This is a genomic window from Leptolyngbya sp. GB1-A1 (assembly GCF_039962475.1).
Lineage (GTDB): Bacteria > Cyanobacteriota > Cyanobacteriia > Elainellales > Elainellaceae > Leptolyngbya_A.
Map to the genome: position 1 here is coordinate 226,316 of NZ_JAMPLI010000006.1, position 21,172 is coordinate 247,487.

20 protein-coding genes are annotated in these 21,172 nt (G+C 51.9%); 9 read left to right on the forward strand and 11 right to left on the reverse strand.

Annotation, left to right across the window (positions count from 1 at the left end; genetic code table 11):
* The first annotated feature begins 12 nt into the window (after positions 1-12).
* Positions 13-261 (forward strand): hypothetical protein, encoded by a 249-nt coding sequence (locus NDI45_RS09425; RefSeq protein WP_348247139.1) that lies wholly within the window; start codon positions 13-15, stop codon positions 259-261.
* On the opposite strand, the gene NDI45_RS09430 is transcribed toward NDI45_RS09425, so the two are convergent.
* The 3 genes from NDI45_RS09430 to NDI45_RS09440 all read right to left on the reverse strand — a co-directional run bounded on the left by NDI45_RS09430 (position 258) and on the right by NDI45_RS09440 (position 2,402).
* Entirely contained in the window at positions 258-593 is a 336-nt protein-coding gene (locus tag NDI45_RS09430) for a hypothetical protein (protein WP_348247140.1), read from the reverse strand. The two genes, NDI45_RS09425 and NDI45_RS09430, sit on opposite strands and share 4 nt — an antisense overlap.
* Before the next feature lie 90 nt (positions 594-683).
* Positions 684-821, reverse strand: coding sequence for a hypothetical protein (locus NDI45_RS09435; protein ID WP_190792325.1), 138 nt, complete (start codon positions 819-821; stop codon positions 684-686).
* 357 nt (positions 822-1,178) lie between these two features.
* Positions 1,179-2,402 (reverse strand): aminotransferase class V-fold PLP-dependent enzyme, encoded by a 1,224-nt coding sequence (locus NDI45_RS09440; RefSeq protein WP_348247141.1) that lies wholly within the window; start codon positions 2,400-2,402, stop codon positions 1,179-1,181.
* Between the two features lie 136 nt (positions 2,403-2,538).
* On the opposite strand from NDI45_RS09440, the gene NDI45_RS09445 reads away from it, so the two are divergent.
* From NDI45_RS09445 to NDI45_RS09465, 5 genes are all read left to right on the forward strand, one after another.
* Positions 2,539-2,892, forward strand: a complete 354-nt coding sequence (locus NDI45_RS09445) for a hypothetical protein (RefSeq protein WP_190792323.1) — start codon at positions 2,539-2,541, stop codon at positions 2,890-2,892.
* Between the two features lie 541 nt (positions 2,893-3,433).
* On the forward strand, positions 3,434-4,837 hold the full coding sequence (gene fumC, locus NDI45_RS09450; RefSeq protein ID WP_348247142.1) for a class II fumarate hydratase: 1,404 nt from the start codon (positions 3,434-3,436) through the stop codon (positions 4,835-4,837).
* A 126-nt stretch (positions 4,838-4,963) separates the two neighbouring features.
* Positions 4,964-6,241, forward strand: coding sequence for a hypothetical protein (locus NDI45_RS09455; protein WP_190792321.1), 1,278 nt, complete (start codon positions 4,964-4,966; stop codon positions 6,239-6,241).
* A gap of 102 nt (positions 6,242-6,343) precedes the next feature.
* On the forward strand, positions 6,344-6,724 hold the full coding sequence (locus tag NDI45_RS09460) for a metal-sensitive transcriptional regulator (RefSeq protein WP_190792320.1): 381 nt from the start codon (positions 6,344-6,346) through the stop codon (positions 6,722-6,724).
* Positions 6,725-6,875: 151 nt separating this feature from the next.
* Entirely contained in the window at positions 6,876-7,136 is a 261-nt protein-coding gene (locus NDI45_RS09465) for a sulfiredoxin (protein WP_190792319.1), read from the forward strand.
* Between the two features lie 266 nt (positions 7,137-7,402).
* Here the strand turns inward: NDI45_RS09465 and NDI45_RS09470 are convergent, their stop codons facing one another.
* The 4 genes from NDI45_RS09470 to NDI45_RS09485 form a co-directional block, all read right to left on the reverse strand.
* Positions 7,403-7,612 (reverse strand): hypothetical protein, encoded by a 210-nt coding sequence (locus NDI45_RS09470; protein ID WP_190792782.1) that lies wholly within the window; start codon positions 7,610-7,612, stop codon positions 7,403-7,405.
* 126 nt (positions 7,613-7,738) lie between these two features.
* On the reverse strand, positions 7,739-10,153 hold the full coding sequence (locus NDI45_RS09475; RefSeq protein ID WP_348247143.1) for a PBP1A family penicillin-binding protein: 2,415 nt from the start codon (positions 10,151-10,153) through the stop codon (positions 7,739-7,741).
* Between the two features lie 313 nt (positions 10,154-10,466).
* Complete coding sequence (gene chlG, locus NDI45_RS09480; protein ID WP_190792781.1) at positions 10,467-11,489, reverse strand: chlorophyll synthase ChlG; 1,023 nt, start codon at positions 11,487-11,489, stop codon at positions 10,467-10,469.
* A gap of 99 nt (positions 11,490-11,588) precedes the next feature.
* Entirely contained in the window at positions 11,589-13,028 is a 1,440-nt protein-coding gene (locus NDI45_RS09485) for a nucleoside transporter C-terminal domain-containing protein (RefSeq protein ID WP_348247144.1), read from the reverse strand.
* A 283-nt stretch (positions 13,029-13,311) separates the two neighbouring features.
* On the opposite strand from NDI45_RS09485, the gene NDI45_RS09490 reads away from it, so the two are divergent.
* The 3 genes from NDI45_RS09490 to NDI45_RS09500 all read left to right on the forward strand — a co-directional run bounded on the left by NDI45_RS09490 (position 13,312) and on the right by NDI45_RS09500 (position 15,897).
* Complete coding sequence (locus tag NDI45_RS09490; protein WP_190790081.1) at positions 13,312-13,593, forward strand: hypothetical protein; 282 nt, start codon at positions 13,312-13,314, stop codon at positions 13,591-13,593.
* Positions 13,594-13,658: 65 nt separating this feature from the next.
* A complete protein-coding gene (locus tag NDI45_RS09495) occupies positions 13,659-14,033 on the forward strand; it encodes a DUF4864 domain-containing protein (protein WP_190790082.1) in 375 nt (124 codons plus the stop codon).
* 391 nt (positions 14,034-14,424) lie between these two features.
* Entirely contained in the window at positions 14,425-15,897 is a 1,473-nt protein-coding gene (locus NDI45_RS09500; protein ID WP_348247145.1) for a calcium-binding protein, read from the forward strand.
* A gap of 38 nt (positions 15,898-15,935) precedes the next feature.
* Here the strand turns inward: NDI45_RS09500 and NDI45_RS09505 are convergent, their stop codons facing one another.
* The 4 genes from NDI45_RS09505 to NDI45_RS09520 form a co-directional block, all read right to left on the reverse strand.
* The gene (locus NDI45_RS09505; RefSeq protein WP_190790084.1) at positions 15,936-17,600 is read right to left on the reverse strand and encodes an ATP-binding protein; all 1,665 of its coding nucleotides are present in this window, start codon (positions 17,598-17,600) and stop codon (positions 15,936-15,938) included.
* 246 nt (positions 17,601-17,846) lie between these two features.
* On the reverse strand, positions 17,847-19,115 hold the full coding sequence (locus NDI45_RS09510) for a competence/damage-inducible protein A (RefSeq protein ID WP_348247146.1): 1,269 nt from the start codon (positions 19,113-19,115) through the stop codon (positions 17,847-17,849).
* Positions 19,116-19,120: 5 nt separating this feature from the next.
* A complete protein-coding gene (locus NDI45_RS09515) occupies positions 19,121-20,167 on the reverse strand; it encodes an MraY family glycosyltransferase (RefSeq protein ID WP_348247147.1) in 1,047 nt (348 codons plus the stop codon).
* A gap of 346 nt (positions 20,168-20,513) precedes the next feature.
* The gene (locus NDI45_RS09520) at positions 20,514-20,798 is read right to left on the reverse strand and encodes a hypothetical protein (protein WP_348247148.1); all 285 of its coding nucleotides are present in this window, start codon (positions 20,796-20,798) and stop codon (positions 20,514-20,516) included.
* Between the last annotated feature and the right edge of the window lie 374 nt (positions 20,799-21,172).

Genomic DNA, 21,172 nt, shown 5'->3' on the forward strand with positions numbered 1-21,172 from the left:
TTCCGAGCGCACATGGCTAAACATACGCAGGCACATCTTTCCCGTACGATCGAAAAGAGCAAACCCAACAGCGTTAGAGACATGACTAAACGCCAGATGGAATACTACATGGGGGCAAAGCTCATTGAGATCGGCATCGATCCCCAAGCAGTGATTTATCGCTGGTCAGTTGAGGAGCGGGGAATTAGCGAAGTGTGGACGTATAGTGCGTATTGGGGCGATTCAAGAGAGAAGCTGCTTCAGCAGGAGCAAAACAGCTAACCGATCGCTTTCGTTTCACTAAAACTGTCTGCCTTTTGAAGCGGCGGCTGAATAGCCTGGCACAAGCCCATAGCGGCAACAATTGCTTGACCTGAGCTCTTTGAAGCGATCGTTAGGGTCGCAATATATTGAGAAAGATCGTGCAGTGCGTAGAGTAGGTTGACCATGGTTCTGCCATCGTTTGGATTAGGTGACGTTTTAACGGTGACCCGTTGCTTTCTATCGAAGCAGTGTACTGAAGAACGGTAATTTGATCGGGAGATTATCGCCGGAACAATAACAATCGCGATGATTGCAGCCAGGATAACTACATCGACTTCTAGCCGAGCCATTCTGAAAGAAACGGCGATCGAACCGTGATCAAACCCTAATCAAACCCATTCATTAAAAATGAACCGAATGTTGAATACTGATTAAAAATACTATTTGTCTTTGCTCAGCGTTGTATCGTTATTCATTGAGAACTGAACGGTGGGTTTAGCAGGTTGAACGGCTTTTTCAGTGGCAGTATTCAAGTTGTGAGGTCTGGCACCCGTTTGATAAGGAATTCGTGAGTTCATGCAATAAGCTCCTAATTAATCGTTCTGATTATTTTGTAATGAAATCTTACCTAATGAATTGCAAATTGAAGGTTCGGTTATTTCTACCTTGGCTTCAATCGGCAAACGATTTGTGAATTAGATAAGCGCTGTAAATTCATTTGACTTATTTATAGTTTGAGATATGGGAACCTAAACGCAAACTTACTTTAGGCGGGTTTGTAAACGGCTCTTGTACACCTGTAAAGGTACGCGAATCGATATACCTATCCTGATTTCTTCCTATTAGTACGCTTAAGCAAGCGATCGATTAAAGATAGGGCGAATAATTCATCAAAAGTCGTATGCCGATCGGCTTAAGCAGCAGCTTGGTCAGCGTCATGACTTTTCAAACGTCCTGGAAATCGCGTTTTGAGCATACGGCTGCTTTGTAGCACGGAGTGCCTGCACCGTTTCAATCACCCTTGCAGCAACGCGATCGACTTCTGCTACGGTGTTAAACCTGCCGATCCCAAACCGGATCGAAGCATAGGCAAGCTCAGGCGATCGACCCAGCGCAGTCAATACATGGGATGGAGCCGATTTTGCAGAAGCGCAAGCAGACCCTGATGAAACCGCCGCAAACGACTGAATGCCTAACAGCAATGCCTGTCCGTCTACGCCTTCGACGCTGATGTTTAGATTTCCCGGCAATCGCTGCGTTGCGTGTCCATTCAGATGAATGCCATCTAGGGGCTGAAGCTGCTGCCAGAGCCGATCGCGCAAATCCTGAATGCGCTGGGACTCAGTTTCTCGATCGGCAAGGGCAATCCGCACCGCTTCGGCAAACCCAACAATCTGAGGCGGATACAGCGTTCCCGATCGCAGTCCTCGTTCCTGTCCGCCGCCGTGAAGTTGAGCCGCAAGCTGGACTCTGGGCTGCCGTCTTCGCACAAAAAGCGCCCCAATTCCTTTAGGTCCGTAAACTTTATGCGCCGTAAGCGACATCAAATCAATTTGCATTGCTTCCACATCGAGCGGAATTTTGCCGATCGCCTGAGCTGCATCGGTGTGAAACAAAACCTGCTGCTGCCGACAAATTGCCCCGATTTCTGCCAGGGGTTGCAGAACGCCGATTTCATTATTGGCTGCCATCACTGACACCAGCACCGTATCCGATCGAATTGCCCGGCGAAGCTGTGCCAAATCGATGAATCCATCCGGCTGCACGGGTAGATAAGTCACCTCAAACCCCAGCGACTCTAAATAACGGCAGGGATCAAGCACTGCGCTATGTTCGGTCTGGACAGTGACCAGATGCTTGCCTTTCGCAAAATACGCCTCTGCTACGCCCTTGATTGCCAGATTGTTTGCTTCGGTTGCCCCACTCGTGAAAATGACTTCTTCTGGGGATACGCCGCCTATTCCAGCAGGGGAACTGCTGCACAACGCTGCTGCCAGGGTTGCTCTTGCCTGTTTGACCGCCGCTTCTGCTTCCCAGCCATAGGCGTGCAAACTGCCCGGGTTGCCAAAATGTTCGGTGAAAAAGGGCAGCATGGCTTGCAAAACGCGATCGTCTACGGGAGTGGTGGCGTGGGCATCAAGGTAAATCGGACGAGTCATAAAGCTGGTTTCCTGGCGGAATCACTCCCTATCAGCCTATCTCTACCCTCAAAGTCTGACTTTGGCGAGAGGGACGGTTTGCATTACCCCGGTAATCTGATTTTGTCCTTTGAAAAAGTTTTGGTAGAGGTTTATCGTGAAAAGCTTAATTTCTCGTGCGGCAGCTCGAATTGGCGCATTGCTCGGCAGCATTCAGATCAAGCAAGTTCTCTCGATCGTTCTGGTTGGATTTCTGCTGCTCACCACCGATACCGTACCCCGTGTAGACAAGAAAGCCACGATGGAGCGGGCGAAGGCAGACGCGCATCAACTCGACAATGAGCGGCCCAAGACTACCGGTGAATGGTTTAAGGAAGCTGACCAAGTCGAAGGCAAGAATGATGCAAGACTGGAAAACATTGTGGATGAGTCCAAGGCAGCCGTGAAAGAATTCGGCGAGATGTACAAGGACACCGCAGAAAGAAGCCTGCGTGGATTGAACAACGACTAATTCCAACTGAATTAGAGCTTGCATCGAGTTAGATTGACCGAGCAACAAGCTAAGACGGCAATGGAAAGGAGCTTAGACCTGTGGCTCGATCGGTTGAAATCCCCCTCAATCCCCCTTAAAATCCTCCTTCTTAAAAAGGGGACAGGCAAGGGTTAAACTTTCCTGAGGCAAACCCAATGCCTGGAAGAGTTTGATTCCCCCTCTGAAGGGGAGCTAAGGGGGATTCCAAAGCTGCGAAACCGAGATTCGAATCAAGCAACTATCAGTACTTATTGGGCTGTCAGGGCAGGTTGAGCAAAGAGCAAACCAAGATCAAATGCGGTTTAGCGTTCCAGGAAGCGACGAAACGACACAACCGCCTCGATCCAGCAGCGTAATCCTCATTCAGCATTTCACTCGAACTGAATAACAGGGCAATTCCCTCACGAATCCTCTACACTCAAAAATCGGGAATCGGTTGATCGAGTTCTGATCGATTGGTTCGACCTGATCGATTAGTTCGATCGGTTTCTGAGTCGTTGTGCAACCAGAGGAATGCGTGATGGTGAATGCCCCAACCCGAACCGAAACAGACAGTATGGGCGCGATCGAAGTTCCAGCGGATCGATATTGGGGCGCGCAGACCCAGCGATCGCTGCAATATTTTGCGATCGGCGATAATGTTATGCCCAGGGAAATGATTCGGGCGATTGGCATTTTAAAACGGGCAGCGGCAACGGTGAATCAAACGCTGGGTAAACTGCCGTCTGAACAGGCGCAACTGATTGAGCAAGCCGCCGATGAAGTGATTGCAGGCAAGCTCGATGATCATTTTCCGCTACGAATCTGGCAGACGGGCAGCGGCACGCAAACCAACATGAACGCGAATGAAGTCATCGCGAATCGAGCGATCGAGCTGGCGGGAGGCGTCCTAGGCAGCAAAACGCCAATTCACCCCAACGACCATGTGAATCGATCGCAGTCTTCTAACGATACGTTTCCGACAGCGATGCATATTGCAGCGATCGAAGAGATTGTTCATCAGCTCCTTCCGGCAGTAACGCAGCTCAAAGACGCACTGGCAAAGCAGGCGGCAGACTTTCACGCCATTATCAAAATCGGACGGACTCACTTAATGGATGCCGTGCCGCTGACGCTAGGACAGGAGTTTTCTGGCTATGTCTCTCAGCTCGAAAAAGATTTGGCGCGAATCCAAACCACGCTCCCCGATTTATATGAGCTGGCGATCGGGGGAACTGCGGTGGGAACAGGACTGAACACACACCCTGAATTTGCCGATCGCGTGGCGGCAGAAATCTCGCGCCTGACCGGATTGCCTTTTGTCGCTGCACCCAATAAGTTTGCAGCTTTGGCAGCCCATGATGCGATCGTGATGACCAGCAGTGCGCTGAAAACCCTTGCGGTATCGCTGATGAAAATTGCCAACGACATTCGCTGGCTAGGGTCGGGTCCACGCTGTGGTTTGGGAGAACTACGCCTGCCGGAAAACGAACCCGGATCATCAATTATGCCGGGAAAGGTGAATCCGACGCAGTGCGAAGCGATGACGATGGTGTGTGTTCAGGTGATGGGCAACGATGCGGCAGTCACGATCGCAGGCAGCCAAGGCAATTTTGAACTGAATGTGTTTAAGCCCGTAATGATTTTCAATTTGCTGAATTCGATTCGGCTGCTGACCGGAGCCTGTACGATGTTTCGGCTGCATTTAGTGGAAGGCATTCAGCCCAACCGAGCGCAGATTCAGCACTTTTTGCAAAATTCGCTGATGCTGGTCACTGCCTTAAATCCCCATATTGGGTACGATCGCGCCGCTCAAGTTGCCAAAAAAGCCTATCAGGAAAACACAACCCTGCAAGCAGCCTGTATCGCGCTGGGTTTTCTGTCTGGAGAAGAATTCGATCGCCTGGTACGTCCAGAAGCCATGATTGCCCCTCAGCCGGAGTGACTCATTTGAGAAACCTCATCGCCTGCGCTAGGCAAGGGGAGCAGTGAGGGAGTAGACTGAGGAACTTAAGACGGTAAACAGACGGTAAACCGTGACGCTGACCTTTTATCTTCTCCGGACGAGCTTATGATCCTAACGGATGGAGCCATCCTGCAAAGCGGCAAGTATGTGATTCAGGCAGTGCTGCACAAGGCTGATCTGGGCATGACTTATCAGGCGTACCATGTTTACCTGGAGCAGACGGTCGTATTGCAGACGCTCAACCCAACTGCGAAGCAATCCAACCATCCTCAGGTGTGGCAGCAGATTGTACAGCAGTTTATGTCAGGGGCACGGCATCTTGCGAAGCATCCCTTCAACCATCGACTGCGAGCAATCGATCTCTTTCAGGAGCAGGTAGACGGGCAGAATTTGCCGTTTGTAGTGCTGAGCTTTCTGCCGAATCAGCCGCCGCAAAAGCTGGGAGAGTGGTTTGTTTATCTTCCAGAGCCAACTCCACCCGAAGCGACATTGCCCCAAACGGCAACTCAAAGTTTAGAGCCTCAAAGTTTAGAGCCGCTATCAGAAGCCCCCGCCGCATTCAAGCCAGAGCCAGTTCAAGCTGCGATTCCTCCGGTTTCATCTGCGGATGAGTCGACGAGCGGCACAACTCCGGCTGAGGTAACGTCCCCAGCCCCGATCGCTGAACCTGCACCCCATCCTGTCGCCGCAACAGAACAGCTACCGCAGGCGTTCAACGGACAATCGCCTCAAAAACAAAGCTCTCCGTCAGTTCGGATTCTCGTTCAGCCCAAGCCTCGCGCCGCGAAGTGGATCCCTGCAAGATTGCCCAACGCCTTTTTGCTGACCGCATTGATTGCAGGGGCAACGGGGGCAGGCATGGGATTCGCGCTGCGAGTTCAGCCCCCTTCGCAAGGCAAAACTCCGTTTAACCTGGGCACAAGTTTTTTTACCAGAGAACAGTCCTTTCCGGCACAGGGTAACTGGCCCATTTACGAAACACCCTCGGCAACAATGCCAGAGGCAACTGACAATTCGCCAACTTATCCGGCTGAGCCTGCGCTACAATACACGCCGCCACTCGAGCCATTTTCTGAGGGTTATGCCCCTCTGCCTGCTGCTCCTGCCCAGCCTGCACCTGCGATCGCTGCTCCAGAAAACGTGACCCCCAGCAATTCTACCGAAGCCGTCCCTGCTGAATCTAATCGACCCAGCGACGTTTCCCCTGCCAATAAGCCAGCCCCACCGGTCACCAGTCAAATCACTCAACCGTCTCAGCCTGCCCCTGTTGCTCCTGCGCCTGTGGTGGCAGAACCGCTTCCGATCGCTCCTGCACCTGTGGTTGAGCCTGCCCCCGCCGCCCCGCCTCCGCTTTCCTCCCGACCCAAAACGATCGACCAGTAGGGACTGGGCTAGAATCAAGAAGAATCAATAGGCTGCAAGTATTGCGCTCTGGCTAGACCTGCTTTCGCCTTTCCTGCTCCTCCTACACAGTAAAACTCTCATATGGCAGCCTCCGAACTTCATCAGCCCCGTCCTGTTCAGAACGATTCAGAACCGGATCTTGTGCCGGAATTGCCGTCAGAGCATATCCATCCTGGGGAAGCTCACCCGCACGTTCATAGTGAGGAGTCGCTGCGGCGCATTGTGAACCGCCTATCGCGAATCGAGGGACACATTCGTGGCATCAAAATGATGGTTCAGGAAAGCCGCTCCTGTCCAGATGTGCTGGTACAAATTGCCGCAGTTCGAGGTGCGCTCGATCGCGTTTCTCGCATGATCCTCGACGAACACTTGACCGAATGTATTTCCCGTGCAGCACGGGCAGGTAACATCGAGACTGAAATCGAGGAGCTAAAAGCTGCGCTCGATCGTTTTCTGCCCTAATTCTGCCCAAATTCCTCCCCTTAGCCTGCATCCTATCGGCTGTGCCTCTGTACCAAGCCGATTTTTTAATTCAAGTTTTAATCCTGGCTCCAAATCGTAGTCGTTATGAGTATGATATAAGAGAAAGCAGTTGCATTGTCAGGTTGACTTCATGCGAATCCAAGACATTCCCCTCCATGAAATTCGTCGTCCCCTCTTCCGTCAAAACGATCAGGAAAAAGTCAGAGCGCTGATGGAGTCGATCGCCGAAATTGGCTTACAGGAGCCGATCGATGTCTTGGAAGTCGAAGGCCAGTATTACGGATTCTCTGGCTGCCACCGCTACGAAGCCTGCACTAAGCTTGGATACGAAACGATTCGCTGCCGGGTTCGCCGCGCTCCCAAGTCAGTTCTAAAAGCACACCTGGCTTAAAAAATTCTTAGCAATCAATTCAATTCTTCAAAGTGGTCTTGTGGGTGAACGCTGTGTTCGCCCTTTTTTTGCGCTTGATAATATTCCTCTTGTCGGTGCAGGAATCGGCAGACCTTCGCTTCGATCACGCCTTCGATTGGCAGGCTGATGAATGCAAAAGGCTAATAGATGTCCTTTTAATAAAAAATAAGGATAGATAGAAAACAAGGGCAGAAATCTCCTGCCCTCTTTGCTTACAAATTTGCTTAAAAAAGCTGGGTTAAAAATTATACCTTTGGGTCGCTGGCATCCACTTCAGGAACCACATCAGGACGCTGCTTATCTTCCCAACCCGGCGGACGCTTCGAGTTATACCAGGCGATCGAGCCGATCGTAACCGCAGCAATAAAGCCAACAATATAAACAGCTGTAAACGCAAACGGAAAATGAGGTTCTTTTTCTAATGCTTCTGCTGCGGCTTGAAGTAGCACAATCATTTTTCCTTCCTCAATTTTTGAAACACTAGTCCTCACTATAGAGCCAAGACAGGTTAGATTCCTCACCCCTGCTCAGGATTTGATCTCGAAATAGAAAAGTGAGCCTCTGTCCCACGTCCTATTTCTTTAGAGGCTAGCGTCAGGCGCAGGCGCAGGCGGAGCAGGTTCTGTAGGAACAACGACTGGGGGGGGAACTTCGATCGGAGCCGGAGCAGGTTCAGGCTCAGGAGGCGGAACCGTATCAATTGGAGCAGGTGCAGGCGCAGTCGATTCAACAGGGTCAGACTCGACAGGAGCGGCAGGTTCAGGCTCAGGTTCACTGTAGTCAGGCTCACTGTAGTCAGGTTCAGAATAGCTGGGTTCGCTATAGGATTCACCTTGCCAGGAGCTTCCGCCAGAGTTACTCCAGGAGCTTTCGCCACTCGACTCTTCGCTGTAATCACCCTCACCGCTTGCTGCTTCTCTGGCAACCACTCGGCGCGGGTTCACAGGTTTCGCTTTTATCGTGCCGTCTCGTCCATCCAGCTGTGGGACTTCCGGGAAATCTTCTGGCTTGATCTCCTCGGTCAGCGTTGACATGAAGTTATACCAGGTGAGCGCAGCCGTGCTGCTAGCTCCATAGGTGGGGCTACTGTCGTCGTTGCCCATCCACACTCCGGTCACAAGCTGGGGAATGTAGCCGATAAACCAGAGGTCACGCCGTTTTTCTGAGGTTCCGGTCTTTCCGGCGACGGCTCGATCTCCCAGAGTTGCATCTCCGCCTGTGCCGCTGTTGACAACCCCTTCGAGCATCCAGGTCATAATCGATGCGCTGTCTTGATCGATCGCTCGTTCTGGCTTGAACTTCGCTTCGTAAATCAGCTTGCCAAATCGATTAAACACGCGGGTAATGCCGTGCGCTTCAATGTGGTTACCCTTGTTTGCCAGCGTTCCGTAGGCACTCGTGATCTCCAGCAGGTTCACTTCTGAGCTGCCCAACGCCAGCGAATAGGCAGGTAGCAGTTTCGACTGAATGCCCATCTTCGCCGCCATTGCAACCACGGGATCAAACCCAACATCCACCAGAACTTTAACAGCAACAATGTTGAGGGAAGAAATCAGCGCATCTCGCATCGAGACCCAGCCGCGATATCGCTTGTTGTAGTTGCGCGGCTCATAGCCATCGACGACGTACTTCCCGTCCATGTAGGACTTATAGGGTGAAAATCCTGCGGCGATCGCCGTGGAATACACAAAGGTCTTAAAGGTCGAACCTGGCTGCCGCTGTGCCTGAGTAGCGCGGTTAAACTGACTCTTGCTAAAGTCATTGCCGCCCACCATTGCCTTGATTTGACCGTTGCGCGGGTCGACCGAGACAAGGGCTGCCTGCTCAAAACCTTCTGGCGGACCGTAGTTTTCGATCGCCCGATTGACCGTTGCCTGTGCCTCTTTCTGCCACTTCAGATTCAGCGTGCTTTCCACCGTCAGCCCGCCTGCTTCTAGCTCCTCTTTGGAAACCAAATTGGGCAACTGCTGTTGAATGTAGGAAGTGAAATAGGGAGCTGCACTGTTGATATACTTCGGGCTACTGGGCTTGACCGCGATCGGAGCTGCCATTGCCTGATTCTTCTCAGCCAGCGTGATAAACTCGGCATCCACCATGCGCTGAAGCACAATATCCCGTCGCTGCTGGGCAATGTCTGGATTCACCAGAGGGGAATAGACGCTGGGAGCTGGGGGCATACCTGCGATCATTGCCATTTCGCCTAGGGTCAGCTTTTCAATAGGCTTGCTGAAGTAAATCCAGGCGGCATCTGCCACACCATACGCCCCTGACCCCAGATACACCAGATTCAGATAGCGTTCTAAAATCTGGTCTTTCTGGAGTTCGTCTTCCATTTTGTGAGCCAGCATTGCCTCGCGGAGCTTTCGTCCGATACTGCGCTCCTGCCCCAGGAATACAATCCGAGCAAGCTGCTGCGTAATCGTACTGCCGCCCTCAACGACTTCTCCTGCAGTGGCATTTGCAATGGCAGCACGGGCGATCGCCTGATAATCTAAACCGTCATGCTGGTAGAAATCTCGGTCTTCAGAAGCGATAAATGCCTGCTTCAGACGATCTGGTATTTCGCTCAGGGTAACTTTGTCGCGGGTTGCGGGTCCGATTTGCTGCAAGACTGAGCCGTCTGCGGCTTCGATGGTCAGCGTCCCGTTTCTGACATAATTCAATGCCTCGGCAGTATTGGGCATATGTCGCCGAATGCCTACGATCGTCTCTCGTGCAGCTAGCCCTGTGCCTGCCAGCCCTAAGCCCAGCCCTACAACACTCCAAGCCCACCACTGCTGATAGAGCGGACGGCGGCGCGGCGATCGTCGTCCTGGGTGAGGAGCGTTTTCGTTGTTCTCATTGGGCAGGCGATCGGAGGGTTCCGCACCCTTCGCCCGCTCCACTAGGGTTTTCAGCGATGCAAACGAAACGAGCCGCCGCTGGTTCACCGGAGACCCCCCTGATTTAGGCTGTCGATTCGACAGTGCTTTAAGCTTGGTAAAAAAGTCTGTCACGTTGATTCCTCAGTTCCTCACAACCCAGTGCAAGCCGCAAACGATAAGATGCAAACTCTGAACGTTGCAGATCGCCGCATCGATATGCACTTGACTTGCTATTTCGCAGCGAGACATCAGCATAGCCAACCTCTGCCCGACTGCATCAAGGCTCAGCAACACCGATAGGAGTCTGACAGAAAACCTGAAAATCTGTCTGACAGGAGAATTAGGGCGCATCCCACAAGACAAATCGCCTTCATTTCACTTCATCCAAACTTAATCTGTTTCAGGACAAAGCGCAACCGAGCAAGCTGACCTGCGGATGTTTTTGCTATACTCCGGCGTAACCCAATGCCAGGGCAGTGACCAGCATTCCCAGTACCAGAAACGGCTGCGCGCTTGCTTGATATTTCACGTCATTTTTAAGCGGATCTCGCAGGAAATACATATCCTGAAAAGTGATTTGCGGAATGATCAGCAAAATTAGCAGCACTGCATAAAAGTTTTGCTGAATCGACATTAAATAGGCAGCAACGCCGGACTGAAACACGTCAATCATCAGGACGCAAATCCAGGCAGCGGTTGTAATGCCAAACATCACGGGCAGCGACTTCAAGCCCAACTGACGATCGCCCTCTACACTCTTAAAGTCATTTACGATCGCAATGCCCAGACCAGACAGGCTGTAGAACAGCGTCAGCAGCACAATCGTCCAGTTCAGGTCGCCAAACAAAGCATGACCCGTCCACCAGGGCAACGCGATATAGCTTGCGCCCAGCGCATAGTTGCCCAGCCAGCCATTTTGCTTCAGTTTCAGGGGCGGCGCAGAGTAGATATATGCCAGAAACGACCCGCCGATCGCCAGAGCCGTAATTGTGGGGAAGCTGTGACCCGCCCAGCGATCGAGCAAATAGGCAATGCCAATCCCGCCCAGCAGCAGCACCAGAATTTGCGTCACCACCTGGGGAATCGAGATTGCACCAGAAGGAATCGGGCGATAGGGTTCGTTGATAGCATCAATTTCGCGATCGTAAAAATCATTCAAGGACTGCGTATATCCAGTCAGCAATGGACCAGAGAGCAGCATTGCGGCGGCTGAAATCAAAAAGTTTTCCAGCGTCCAGGTGTAATGTCCCGAAGAGGCTGCCCCACAGACCACGCCCCAGATTAGGGGAATCCAGGTAATCGGCTTCATGAGCTGGAGCCGGATTTTCCAAATCGAGGTTTCTCCGGGCTGCGCGCCTTTCATACCCAGAAGTTGGCGAGCTTTCGCACTGCGATTGGCTGCGCTGTCAGTCTCTAGAGGGGCATTTGAGGATGAAGCTTCGGGAGGAGAGGTCGGTGATTCGGTCATAGCGGTTTTTCAAATCACTGCGTCTGATTGCGTTAAAAGATTAGGAGACAGCCTCCTAGCCTACCTTACTATTGTGCCGCCTCAAATCACCTTTCCAGGTTAAGGACTGGGCGAAGGAGCCAGACTGGGGGAAGCAGTCGGACTGGGGACAGTCTCAGCCGGAGGGGTAGGGGTTCCTAAAATGCTGGTGCTTCCGGTGTCAAACACCCCTGCAACACAGGCAATCATGAGCGTTGCCAAAGTTCCAACCAGCAGAGCTTTCCAGCCCAGATCAGCAATATCTTTGCGGCGAGAAGGAGCAAGCGCAGTTGTACCACCAACAAAAATCCCGACCGAGGGAATGTGAGCAAACCCTGACAGCGCATAGCTGACAATCAGCAAGGCACGATTATCGAGCTCTCCTGTCTGTACCGCCGCCGCAAGTGCCTGATAGGGCGGAATTGCCGTTTCAAATAGTCGCCGTCCAATAATGACAGAAGATTGCCACAGCTCGTTCCACTCCAGCGAAACGCCCGTTAGCACAGTGAGCGGCAGGAAGAGTGCGCCCAAAAGATTTTGCAGCGTGATCACTTGAAATACTCCGCCGATCGGGGCAGGCAAATTGCCCAGCCAGCCAAAGAACTGGTTAATCAGCGACACCAGTCCCAAAATCACAATCAGCACGGCCGCGATCGCCACTGCCATTTTCACGCCGTCTAACGCTCCGACGATCGCCGCATCCATCGGGCTAGTTCGTTCGATCGGCTCCCCTGCTACCGTTTCCGATTGATTCGTGCCGCTTGCCTGAAGGGTTGCCATCGCCCGTTCGTCGGGAACGCCATCGGCAGTAAGCGGAATCTCGGTTTCGGGAACCAGAATCTTGGACAGCACAAAACAAGCTGGAATTGCCATGATCGAAGCCGACACCAGGTGCCCCAGAATATTTGGAAACACGGGTCGCAAAAAGCTGACGTAAATTGCCAGCGTTGAAGATGCTGCCGTGCCAAAGCAGCAGGCAAGAATCGCGCACAGTTCGCTGCGGGTCATTTTGGGAATAAAAGGACGCACCACGATCGCCGCCTCAATGCCCACAAAAATATTTGCCGCACCGCTTAGAGCCTCTGCCCCGCTCAGCCGCATTACCCGGTAGAAAATTTTGGCGAACAGATTGGTAATGACCTGAATCACGCCCAAGCGATATAGCAGTGCCATCAGTCCAGAGAAAAAGACGACGGTAGGCAGGGCACGAAAGGCGAAAATATAGCCCAGATTCACATCCGAAGGCTGATTGGGCAGCGGAACAATGTTGCGCCCAAAAATAAACCTGGCACCAAAGTCTGCCGCAATAAATAAACTGTCAAGAATTTGACTAAATCCATTCAAAATGTCGCGGGTTCCTGGCAACGCAAATACCAGTGCGCCCAAAACAAGCTGCAACAGGATACCCATCATTACCACACGCCAGGGAAAATACTTAGGGCTGCGATTTTCAGAACAGATCCAGGCAATTCCACAAAGGGCAAAAATTCCGATAAAGGAAAGGATATTAAGGTAGCTCATAGCGCGCTGGCTGGGTTGAGGATAGGGCGTTCGGCATCAGAACTAAATTTAGTCCCAAAATCTCCGCTTTTAACCTACCCCTTAAAACTTCAATAAATTCAGTCTGGGCTGTTTCTGCCGCAAATTGTTTCCATTGTTCACAATTTACTGGAATTCAGTTTCCCCGCTTAACTTCCCACGCTATCCCTCCATCCCCCTATCTCCTCATCTTCCTATCTCCCCAAATCCCTAGCCTAAAGAAAGTAGTAGGATAAGGACATCTCACTATCAATGGCTTGATGGCATGGACGCTTTCGCTCTGACTCCGCCTGGCTGGACTCGCTCTGCCATTCACGCAACCGAATTTTGCTGTCCCTCCTGCCGATCGCTGGTTCTAGACGCTCAAAAAGTCTGGATCAATCGTCGAGCGCCTGTTTTTACCGAAGACCATCACCGCAAGTGGCAGGAATTTTACCAGTGTCAGTGTGGGGCTGCCTGGTGGGCATGGAGCAGCGATCGTCCGCCTACCCAGCTTAAAAAGCCCGACCCGGTTCAGCCGTGGGATAATCTCAACTGGTTTGAGTAGCATTAACTCCAACTGTCCATATTTCTGTCTTCCTGTATCGACTTCTGTCTCATCAGCTAAACCGAGTGAATCAAACCGATCGCGATACGATTCGTTCCATTATTGAGCGCCAGCTTCAAGCCTTCCAGCAAGATGATGCGGCAGGGGCGTTTGCCTTTGCCAGTCCTGCAATTCAGGCACAGTGCGGGACGCCCGAAGACTTTATGCAGATGGTTCGGCTTGGTCATGCCCCAGTGTATCGTCCACGATCGGTGATCTTTGAAGACATCACGACGATCGAAGGCATGCCTGCCCAAAAAGTTATGCTGATGAGCGATCAGGGCGAGCTGGTTATGGCACTGTATCTTATGCAGCAGCAACCCGATAGCACCTGGCGAATCCACGGTTGTTTACTGGTCCCGATCGAAGGGCAAACGACGAACGATCGAGAAGGAACATAAACCTGCGGCGGTTTAACGAGAGGGCTTGAGGAGTTGCAGCAGTTCTCCATTGTTCCCTAAGGTTGGGGGGCACTTCTGACAAAAAGCCGATCGCTGCTGGCTTCCAAGTCCCCTAGAGTTGGGAGATTTAGGGGGCTGGAAAACCTCGAATCGCTGCGGACTCAACTGGCATCTGCTTAAACTTACTTCATGAAATCTTTAGATAGCCCTCAGAGAACTTTCTGAGGTGAATTCGATCTGCCTGCAACTACAACAAAAGTGAGATCAGGTGAAATCAGAGTAGGTGCAAAGGTCAACCAATTACTTCATCTACCTACTGTCCATTAAAACAGGGTGACTCTGCCAGTCGCACTTCAGCGCACTTGTAGATGTCAAGCAAAAGGTACAAATCATGCTCGAAGCAGAATTTTCGCAGCCTCTTCGGTTAACTTATTCCATCACCAGCCTGTCTTCGGAGTCGCCCTTATCTGCTAACCACTCATTCTTTGCTCAACAAGCCCAGTCTAGTCCGTTGCTTTCATCGCTCTCGGCAGGACGATCGATCGCTGGCAATCGCCTGAACAACAGACTAACGGGCAGTACCACCGCCGATCGCATCCGGGGGGGTGAGGGCGACGATCAGATTCGGGGATTGGGCGGCTCAGACTGGCTATCGGGCGAACAGGGAAACGATCGCTTATTCGGCGGGGTGGGTAATGATCGGCTATTGGGCGGCAATGGCAAAAATCAGCTTACGGGCGAGGCAGGCAATGACCATCTCATCGGTGGTAATGGCAACGATCGACTGATTGGCGGCTTAGGGGCAGACGTGCTAATCGGAAATGGTGGCACAGACCAGCTTACCGGCGGCGCGAACGGTGATCGATTTAGGCTGCAATCGGGCAGTGTTCAGCTTGCGAAGGCGAGTGTAATCACCGACTTCACCCTAGGCGAAGACCGCTTGGAATTTGGGCAGACTTCTTCGCAGCAAATTCGGGTTATTGCAGGCACAGAGCAACTGGCGGGGAGTGCGATCGTCCAAAACATAGCGACAGGAAAATACCTGGCAATTTTGAGAAGTGTACGCGCTGACGGGCTAACGATCGCCATGCTGCAAAATCCGTCGCTCATTCCTTCGTCATCGATCGATCCACCTGTTTCCCCACCTGTCCCATCGGTTCCGCCTGCTCCGCCTGTTTCCCCACCTATTGCTCCGTCAGTCTCCTCCATACAAACGAGTAGTCTCAAGTTTTTACCCACGGATAGCGAAGCTACGATCGCTGCCACGGGAGCCACTTCGATTCAGATTGGCACCCAGACGATCTACATTGGTACTCAACAGGTAACAAGCCTTAATCAAAATCCCATCGTCGCCAGCTTTGACAGCAGCAATCCTGCAAATCAATGGGTGAAAACCAATTATGAGATGACCGGAGCAGACGGGCGTGGCTATGGCTTGTTCTGGAGCGGCACTGACCTTTATGCAGTATTTAGCGTAGATGGAACTCAAGGCACACCCGAGCAGGATTTTCGTCGGGTCAGCGGTAGTGCAGTGCAGCCCTGGCTTCGCAGCTATGGCAAGGGAGGAGGACCAAAAGCGGCTGTGATTGCCCGTCTCAATCTGGCTAGCGGAGAAATGACCGAAGCCGCCTACCTGTCTGCGGTGCTGAGCGACGGCAAAACCAACAGCCTTGAAATCACTGCAATTAGCCAAAATAGTGCAGGCAATCTGGTGATTCGTGCAAACTCCTGGTTTGCTCCGCGTCGCCCAGACGGTAAAGCCATGACGCAAATAGTTTCCGGCAGTTCGCCGTTTAACTACACGGTTGAAATGGCTCCTGACCTGCGATCGGTCATCAATACCGCTGCGATCGGTTGGACTTAGGAAGGGCAATTCGGTAGAAAGGACAATTCGGAGAAAGGCTATTCGACAGCCGTTGGGATGGCGTTATAAAGCGGCAGTTTGACCGTAAACGTCGTCCCGATCCCTTCCTGGCTGGAAAAACCGATGTCACCGCCGTGATGCTGAACGCACTGTTTCACGATCGCCAGCCCCAGCCCAGTGCCTCGAATTGTACTCACATTGCTGGCGCGATGAAATAGCTCAAACAGGCGCGACTGATCGGCTTGAGGAATGCCAATGCCGCTATCCTTCACCTGAAAAATCCCCGTTCCTCCGATGCAGGTGAGGCTAAACATCACAGTGCTTCCGGGTGGGGAATATTTGATGGCGTTGGTCAGTAGGTTGGTGAGAATCGATCGCAGCAGGGCGTGATCCAGGCAGACTTCTTTGCAGTTGCCCTGACAGGAAAACTCTAGAAAATGGCTAGCCTGACTGCCCATCCGCATTTCCTCGACCAGTTCCAAACAAAACTTGTGCAGGTTGATCGGGGCGGGGTTGAAGGACAATTTGCCTGCCTCAGTTTTGCCGATCGTCAGCACATCTTCCAGCAGTTGAGCCATCGTGTGAATTGCCGATCGACATCGCTGATAGTATTCCTGCTTTTTGTCCTCGCTGGCGATATGGCTATACCGCTCCAGCAGTTCAAGCGAAGTTCGGAGGACGGTGAGCGGCGTTCGCAGTTCGTGAGACACCATCGAGACAAAGCGAGACTTTAGCTCACTCAGTTCTCGCTCCTGTTGCAAAGCCAGACGAATTTCGTACTCCACTTCTTTGCCTTCCCGAATTTGCTGCTCCCGGAGGCGAATGCTTTTAACCATATCCTCAAACACCTGCGCCAGCACATCCAGTTCATCGGAAAAAACCACCCTGCTCGAAGGAAGACTGAGATTGTAGTTTCCGGCAGCAATTTGCTCCGAGGAGTCGGTTAGTTCACTCAGGCGTTGAGTCAAAATTCCAGATAGCGCGTAGATCAGGATAAACAAAACACCGTAAGTGACGATGAAGGATGCCAAAACACGATTGCGAATTGCCTGCTGCACCTCCAGCACGTAGCTTGCTTCGATATCAACCCCCAGCACCGCCACCATTTTGCCTTCTTGATCCAGTAGCGGCGTGACGGCTGAGAGCCAGCTTCCCCACTTGTCGGTGTAAATTCGGCTTTCCTCAACCAGATTCTTCTCGCGCAAAACCTGATAAGCGGCTCCGCCAGCACGATCGGACTCTAGAAACTTTGACGCTTTTGCCGGATCATAAGCTGCCCACAAATCGACCAGATAAACAATCTCCCGTTCGTTTGGCTTTGCCTGCGCTACCCCAACCCGTCGATTTTCAGCAGGATAGCCAACCACATAGGTGTACAGCCAAACACGCGGCTCCAAGCTGTGAACGACCTGAAACCAATTCAGAATTTTTTCATAGCGTGGATCATCCGAGAAACCTGTCGCGTTGCGATCGCCCTGCTGATATAGCCCCAGCAAATCATCGACGCTAACGCCTGCTTTTGCGCCCTCCAGTGTCGATCGCATATCTGCCCGAAGCCGCGACATGGTTTTTTCTGTAGTAAACGAGTAAAACCAGTAAAATGCGCCAGCAAAGACCAGGCTGAAGGCAATGCTAAACCCAATCAGCAGCTTGGCACGCAAACTGATTTGCAGACGAGACGGCCGAGGCAGTTTTTTATGCACCTTCACGGCTCCGAGCGAGCAGTATCAAAAGAAACGTGCTGTGATGCGGAGCAGTTTGCAATTGGAAGTAATCATCGCCTTTGCCAGGATTCAAGCCTTAGTTCCTTTTTGCCGTAACGATCCGCCTGATTGAAGCAACAATTACCTGCTACTTTGCTCTATACCTATACTTTGTAGACAAATCAGGCAAACTTCAATAGACGACTGATTCCAGTCTACTTTAGGGATTGCCGATTCCGTGTTGATTCAGCTCCGGGACAGCAGCCGCAGCCGCAGCCGATCTAGCGCGTTGCAGGTACTCAACCATCGCACCATTTCCCGGCCTCGATCGCCAAACTCATACCGAAAGCTTTCAACCTGACCTGCTCCCGGTCCCGCTAAGCCGATATACACGAGACCGACAGGCTTCGTAGCTGTACCCCCATCTGGTCCTGCAACTCCAGTAATACTCAAACTCCAGGTAGTTCCCAACCGCTCTCGAACGCCGATCGCCATTTGCTGCGCCACAATATCGCTGACGGCTCCCTGCTGAGTCAGATCGTCGGCGTTGACCCCCAGCAGATTGATCTTCACGTGATTATCGTAGGAAATCACACCGCCCCAGAAGTAGGCAGAGCTGCCGGAAACTGCGGTCAGAAGCTGACCCAATCCACCGCCTGTACAGGATTCTGCCACTGCCAAAGTTTGCTGTTTTGCCTTCAGCAGTGTCCCGACTGCCACCGCTAGCGTGTCTTCGTCTTCCCCGTAATAGTCTATGCCAGCCAGATCACGAAGCTGCTGCGCGACGGGATGAATCAGATTCAGGGCTTCTGCCTCGCTCGCTGCCTTTGCCGAAACCCGCAGCCTGACTTCGCCTTTGCCCGCATAGGGTGCAACCGTCGGGTTTTCCAGCTTCAGAAAGGCGGCTACTTTTTCGGCTAACACCGACTCTCCAATGCCCCAAAAGCGCAGGGTACGGCTATAAATAATTTCCTGTCCCCAGCCCTGGCTCTCAAGAAACGGCACGGCGGTTTGCTGCCACATTGCCTGCATTTCACTGGGCACACCGGGAAAGGTCAGGATCGTCAGTCCTGGACGCGGCTGCCAGATAATACCTGGAGCTGTGCCAACCGGATTAGGCAGCACCTCAGCACCCTGTGGGATCAACACCTGCTTACGGTTGCTGGGCGACATTTGCCGTCCCCGTCGAGCAAACTTTTGGGCAATGTCTTCCAGAACGTCCGATCGTTCAATCAAAGGGACTTCAAAAAAATCTGCCAGTGTCTCTGTCGTCAGATCATCGGGAGTTGGTCCTAGCCCGCCCGTAAAAATCAGCAGGCGCGATCGTTCGCAAGCAATTGCCACCGCCTTTTGTAGCCGCAGCACGTTGTCGCCTACGGTTGTCTGGTAATAGTGGGGAATTCCCAGCCGGGCAAGTTCCTGGGCAAGAAACTGGGCATTGGTATTAAGAATTTCCCCTAGCAGGAGTTCGGTTCCAACGGAAATGACTTCGGCGCTGACAGAAGCGGTGGTCATAGAAGTTACTGTCTCGCGTGCTTTCTCACCTGCCATCCTGTGTAGCTTAGCAGAGCAGTGGCTGCCAGAGCGTAAACCACGCCGCTGGGAATTCCAGAAAACGCCAGTGCCAGCGTGCCGACCCAGAGCGTGAGGCTGTAGATAAACAGCACTGTTGATCGGTGGGAAAGGCCAGCCTTCAGCAAACGGTGATGCAGATGCCGCTTGTCTGCTTTGAAGGGGGATTTACCATGACGCAGGCGATCGAGAATCACCGCAGACATATCCAGAATCGGCACTGCCAAAATTAAATAGGGCAGCAGCACTGCCACCGTTGTCACACTCTTAACCAGTCCCACCACGCCCACGCCAGCCAGAGTAAAGCCAATAAAATAGGCTCCGCCATCCCCCATAAAAATTTGCGCCGGATTAAAGTTGTAGCGCAAAAATCCTAGCGTTCCACCTGCCAAGGCTGCGGCAATCAAAGCTGCGGCAGGCTGATTCATAAACAGGCAGACCACCAGCATTACAACCGCCGCAATTCCCGAAACTCCTGCTGCCAGACCGTCTAGACCATCGATCCAGTTGATTGCATTTGCCATGCCCACCAGCCAGATCACCGTCACGGGCAAGCTGAGCCAAAACGGTAGTGAAGTCAGCCCCACAAACGGAATCGTTAGAAAATCAATCTGAACCCCTGCCCACCAGGCACACCCCGCAACAGCCATCTGCATCAGCAGCCGAGTCAAGGGAGAGAGATTAAATAAATCATCGGCTAAGCCAATCAGGAAAAAGGCAAGTCCGCCGATCGTCACGCCCCAAATCGCATATTCCTTATCTGGAGGTAATGTTCCAAAGCCGCCCATGCCCCAAATTGCTAGCAGCGCAATCAGCGATCCTAGAAAGATTGAAACGCCGCCCAGTCGTACCATCGGACGCTGATGCACTTTTCGATCGCCAGGACGATCGACATAGCCGCTCCGTAAGCCAATCTGCCTGACTACAGGGGTAGCCAGCAGGACAACAACGACAGAAATCAGGAAAGCAACCAAATGGTACAACTGAAGAGGCATTAGCAATCAGTAGGAGTTCAAGAAGTTTCTAGGAGACGGACAATTAGGAGAAATGCGAGCGAAACCAGGAGCATAACTGCTCTCAAACACGACTTAAAGCGGTTTATATCACAGATCGCCGTCCTATTTGATTCTTCTAAAGCGTATTTTGCAGAAGCATCCTTAATTCGGTTCGCTTTTGTCCGAAAGTATTTTTAACACAAGAATCAGTGCTAGCAACTTAATTTTCTAAAAATTCGTCGCCAGCACTAAAGCAAGTAATTAAATTGTATTTAACGAAAAATCTTGACTGCCAAATTGAGACGAACGCGATCGCTGCAATCCCTCAGCCAGCGTTAGTTACTTATCAGTTGCTGATCAGTTCGCTGGAAGGCAAATTTACCATCTCTGCCCAGGATTGATCAAAGGCTGCCCACTCAGTCGAGTTGTAAACATAGCTACGCGACGCCATTTCACTCATATAGCCCACGTAGTGACCCATAAGAAAGTAAACCGATATCAGCGCTGCTGCCGCCGAAGAAACCAAAAACCCCGCTAGCATCAGTGAGAACTCGCGATGCTGGATGGCTTCCTGCATCAGATGCAGTGCCCAGGCGACCAGTCCGATCACGATGACGAGGAGAAAAACCATGTTTCCTTAAGACGCTGTTAAAATTTGTAATATTTACATATGTTAACAGCTTCTCAAAAAAGTGTCCCTAAGTCTATTTGCTTATTTAGCGTGTGAATTTGCCGATCGACTCCGCAGAGGCGCCAAAATGCTGCGGGTATCTCTGCATTGCGATCGTGAAAAGTGTTATTAAATCAGGGGTTGGCGCGTTTGCGGTTCTAGGATGGCTGAGCGAGTGCTTAAGGAAGAGCAATCAGTTTTCATTTAATAATGAGTATCTAACTAGTAGTCTGCCAAGGGAACTTTGCCTGGTGGGGTTATTTCTGGTAAGGTGACTCAAATCCAGGAAGATCATTATGAGTCAGAAGCGTTACATCGTCGATTTAACGGATGCC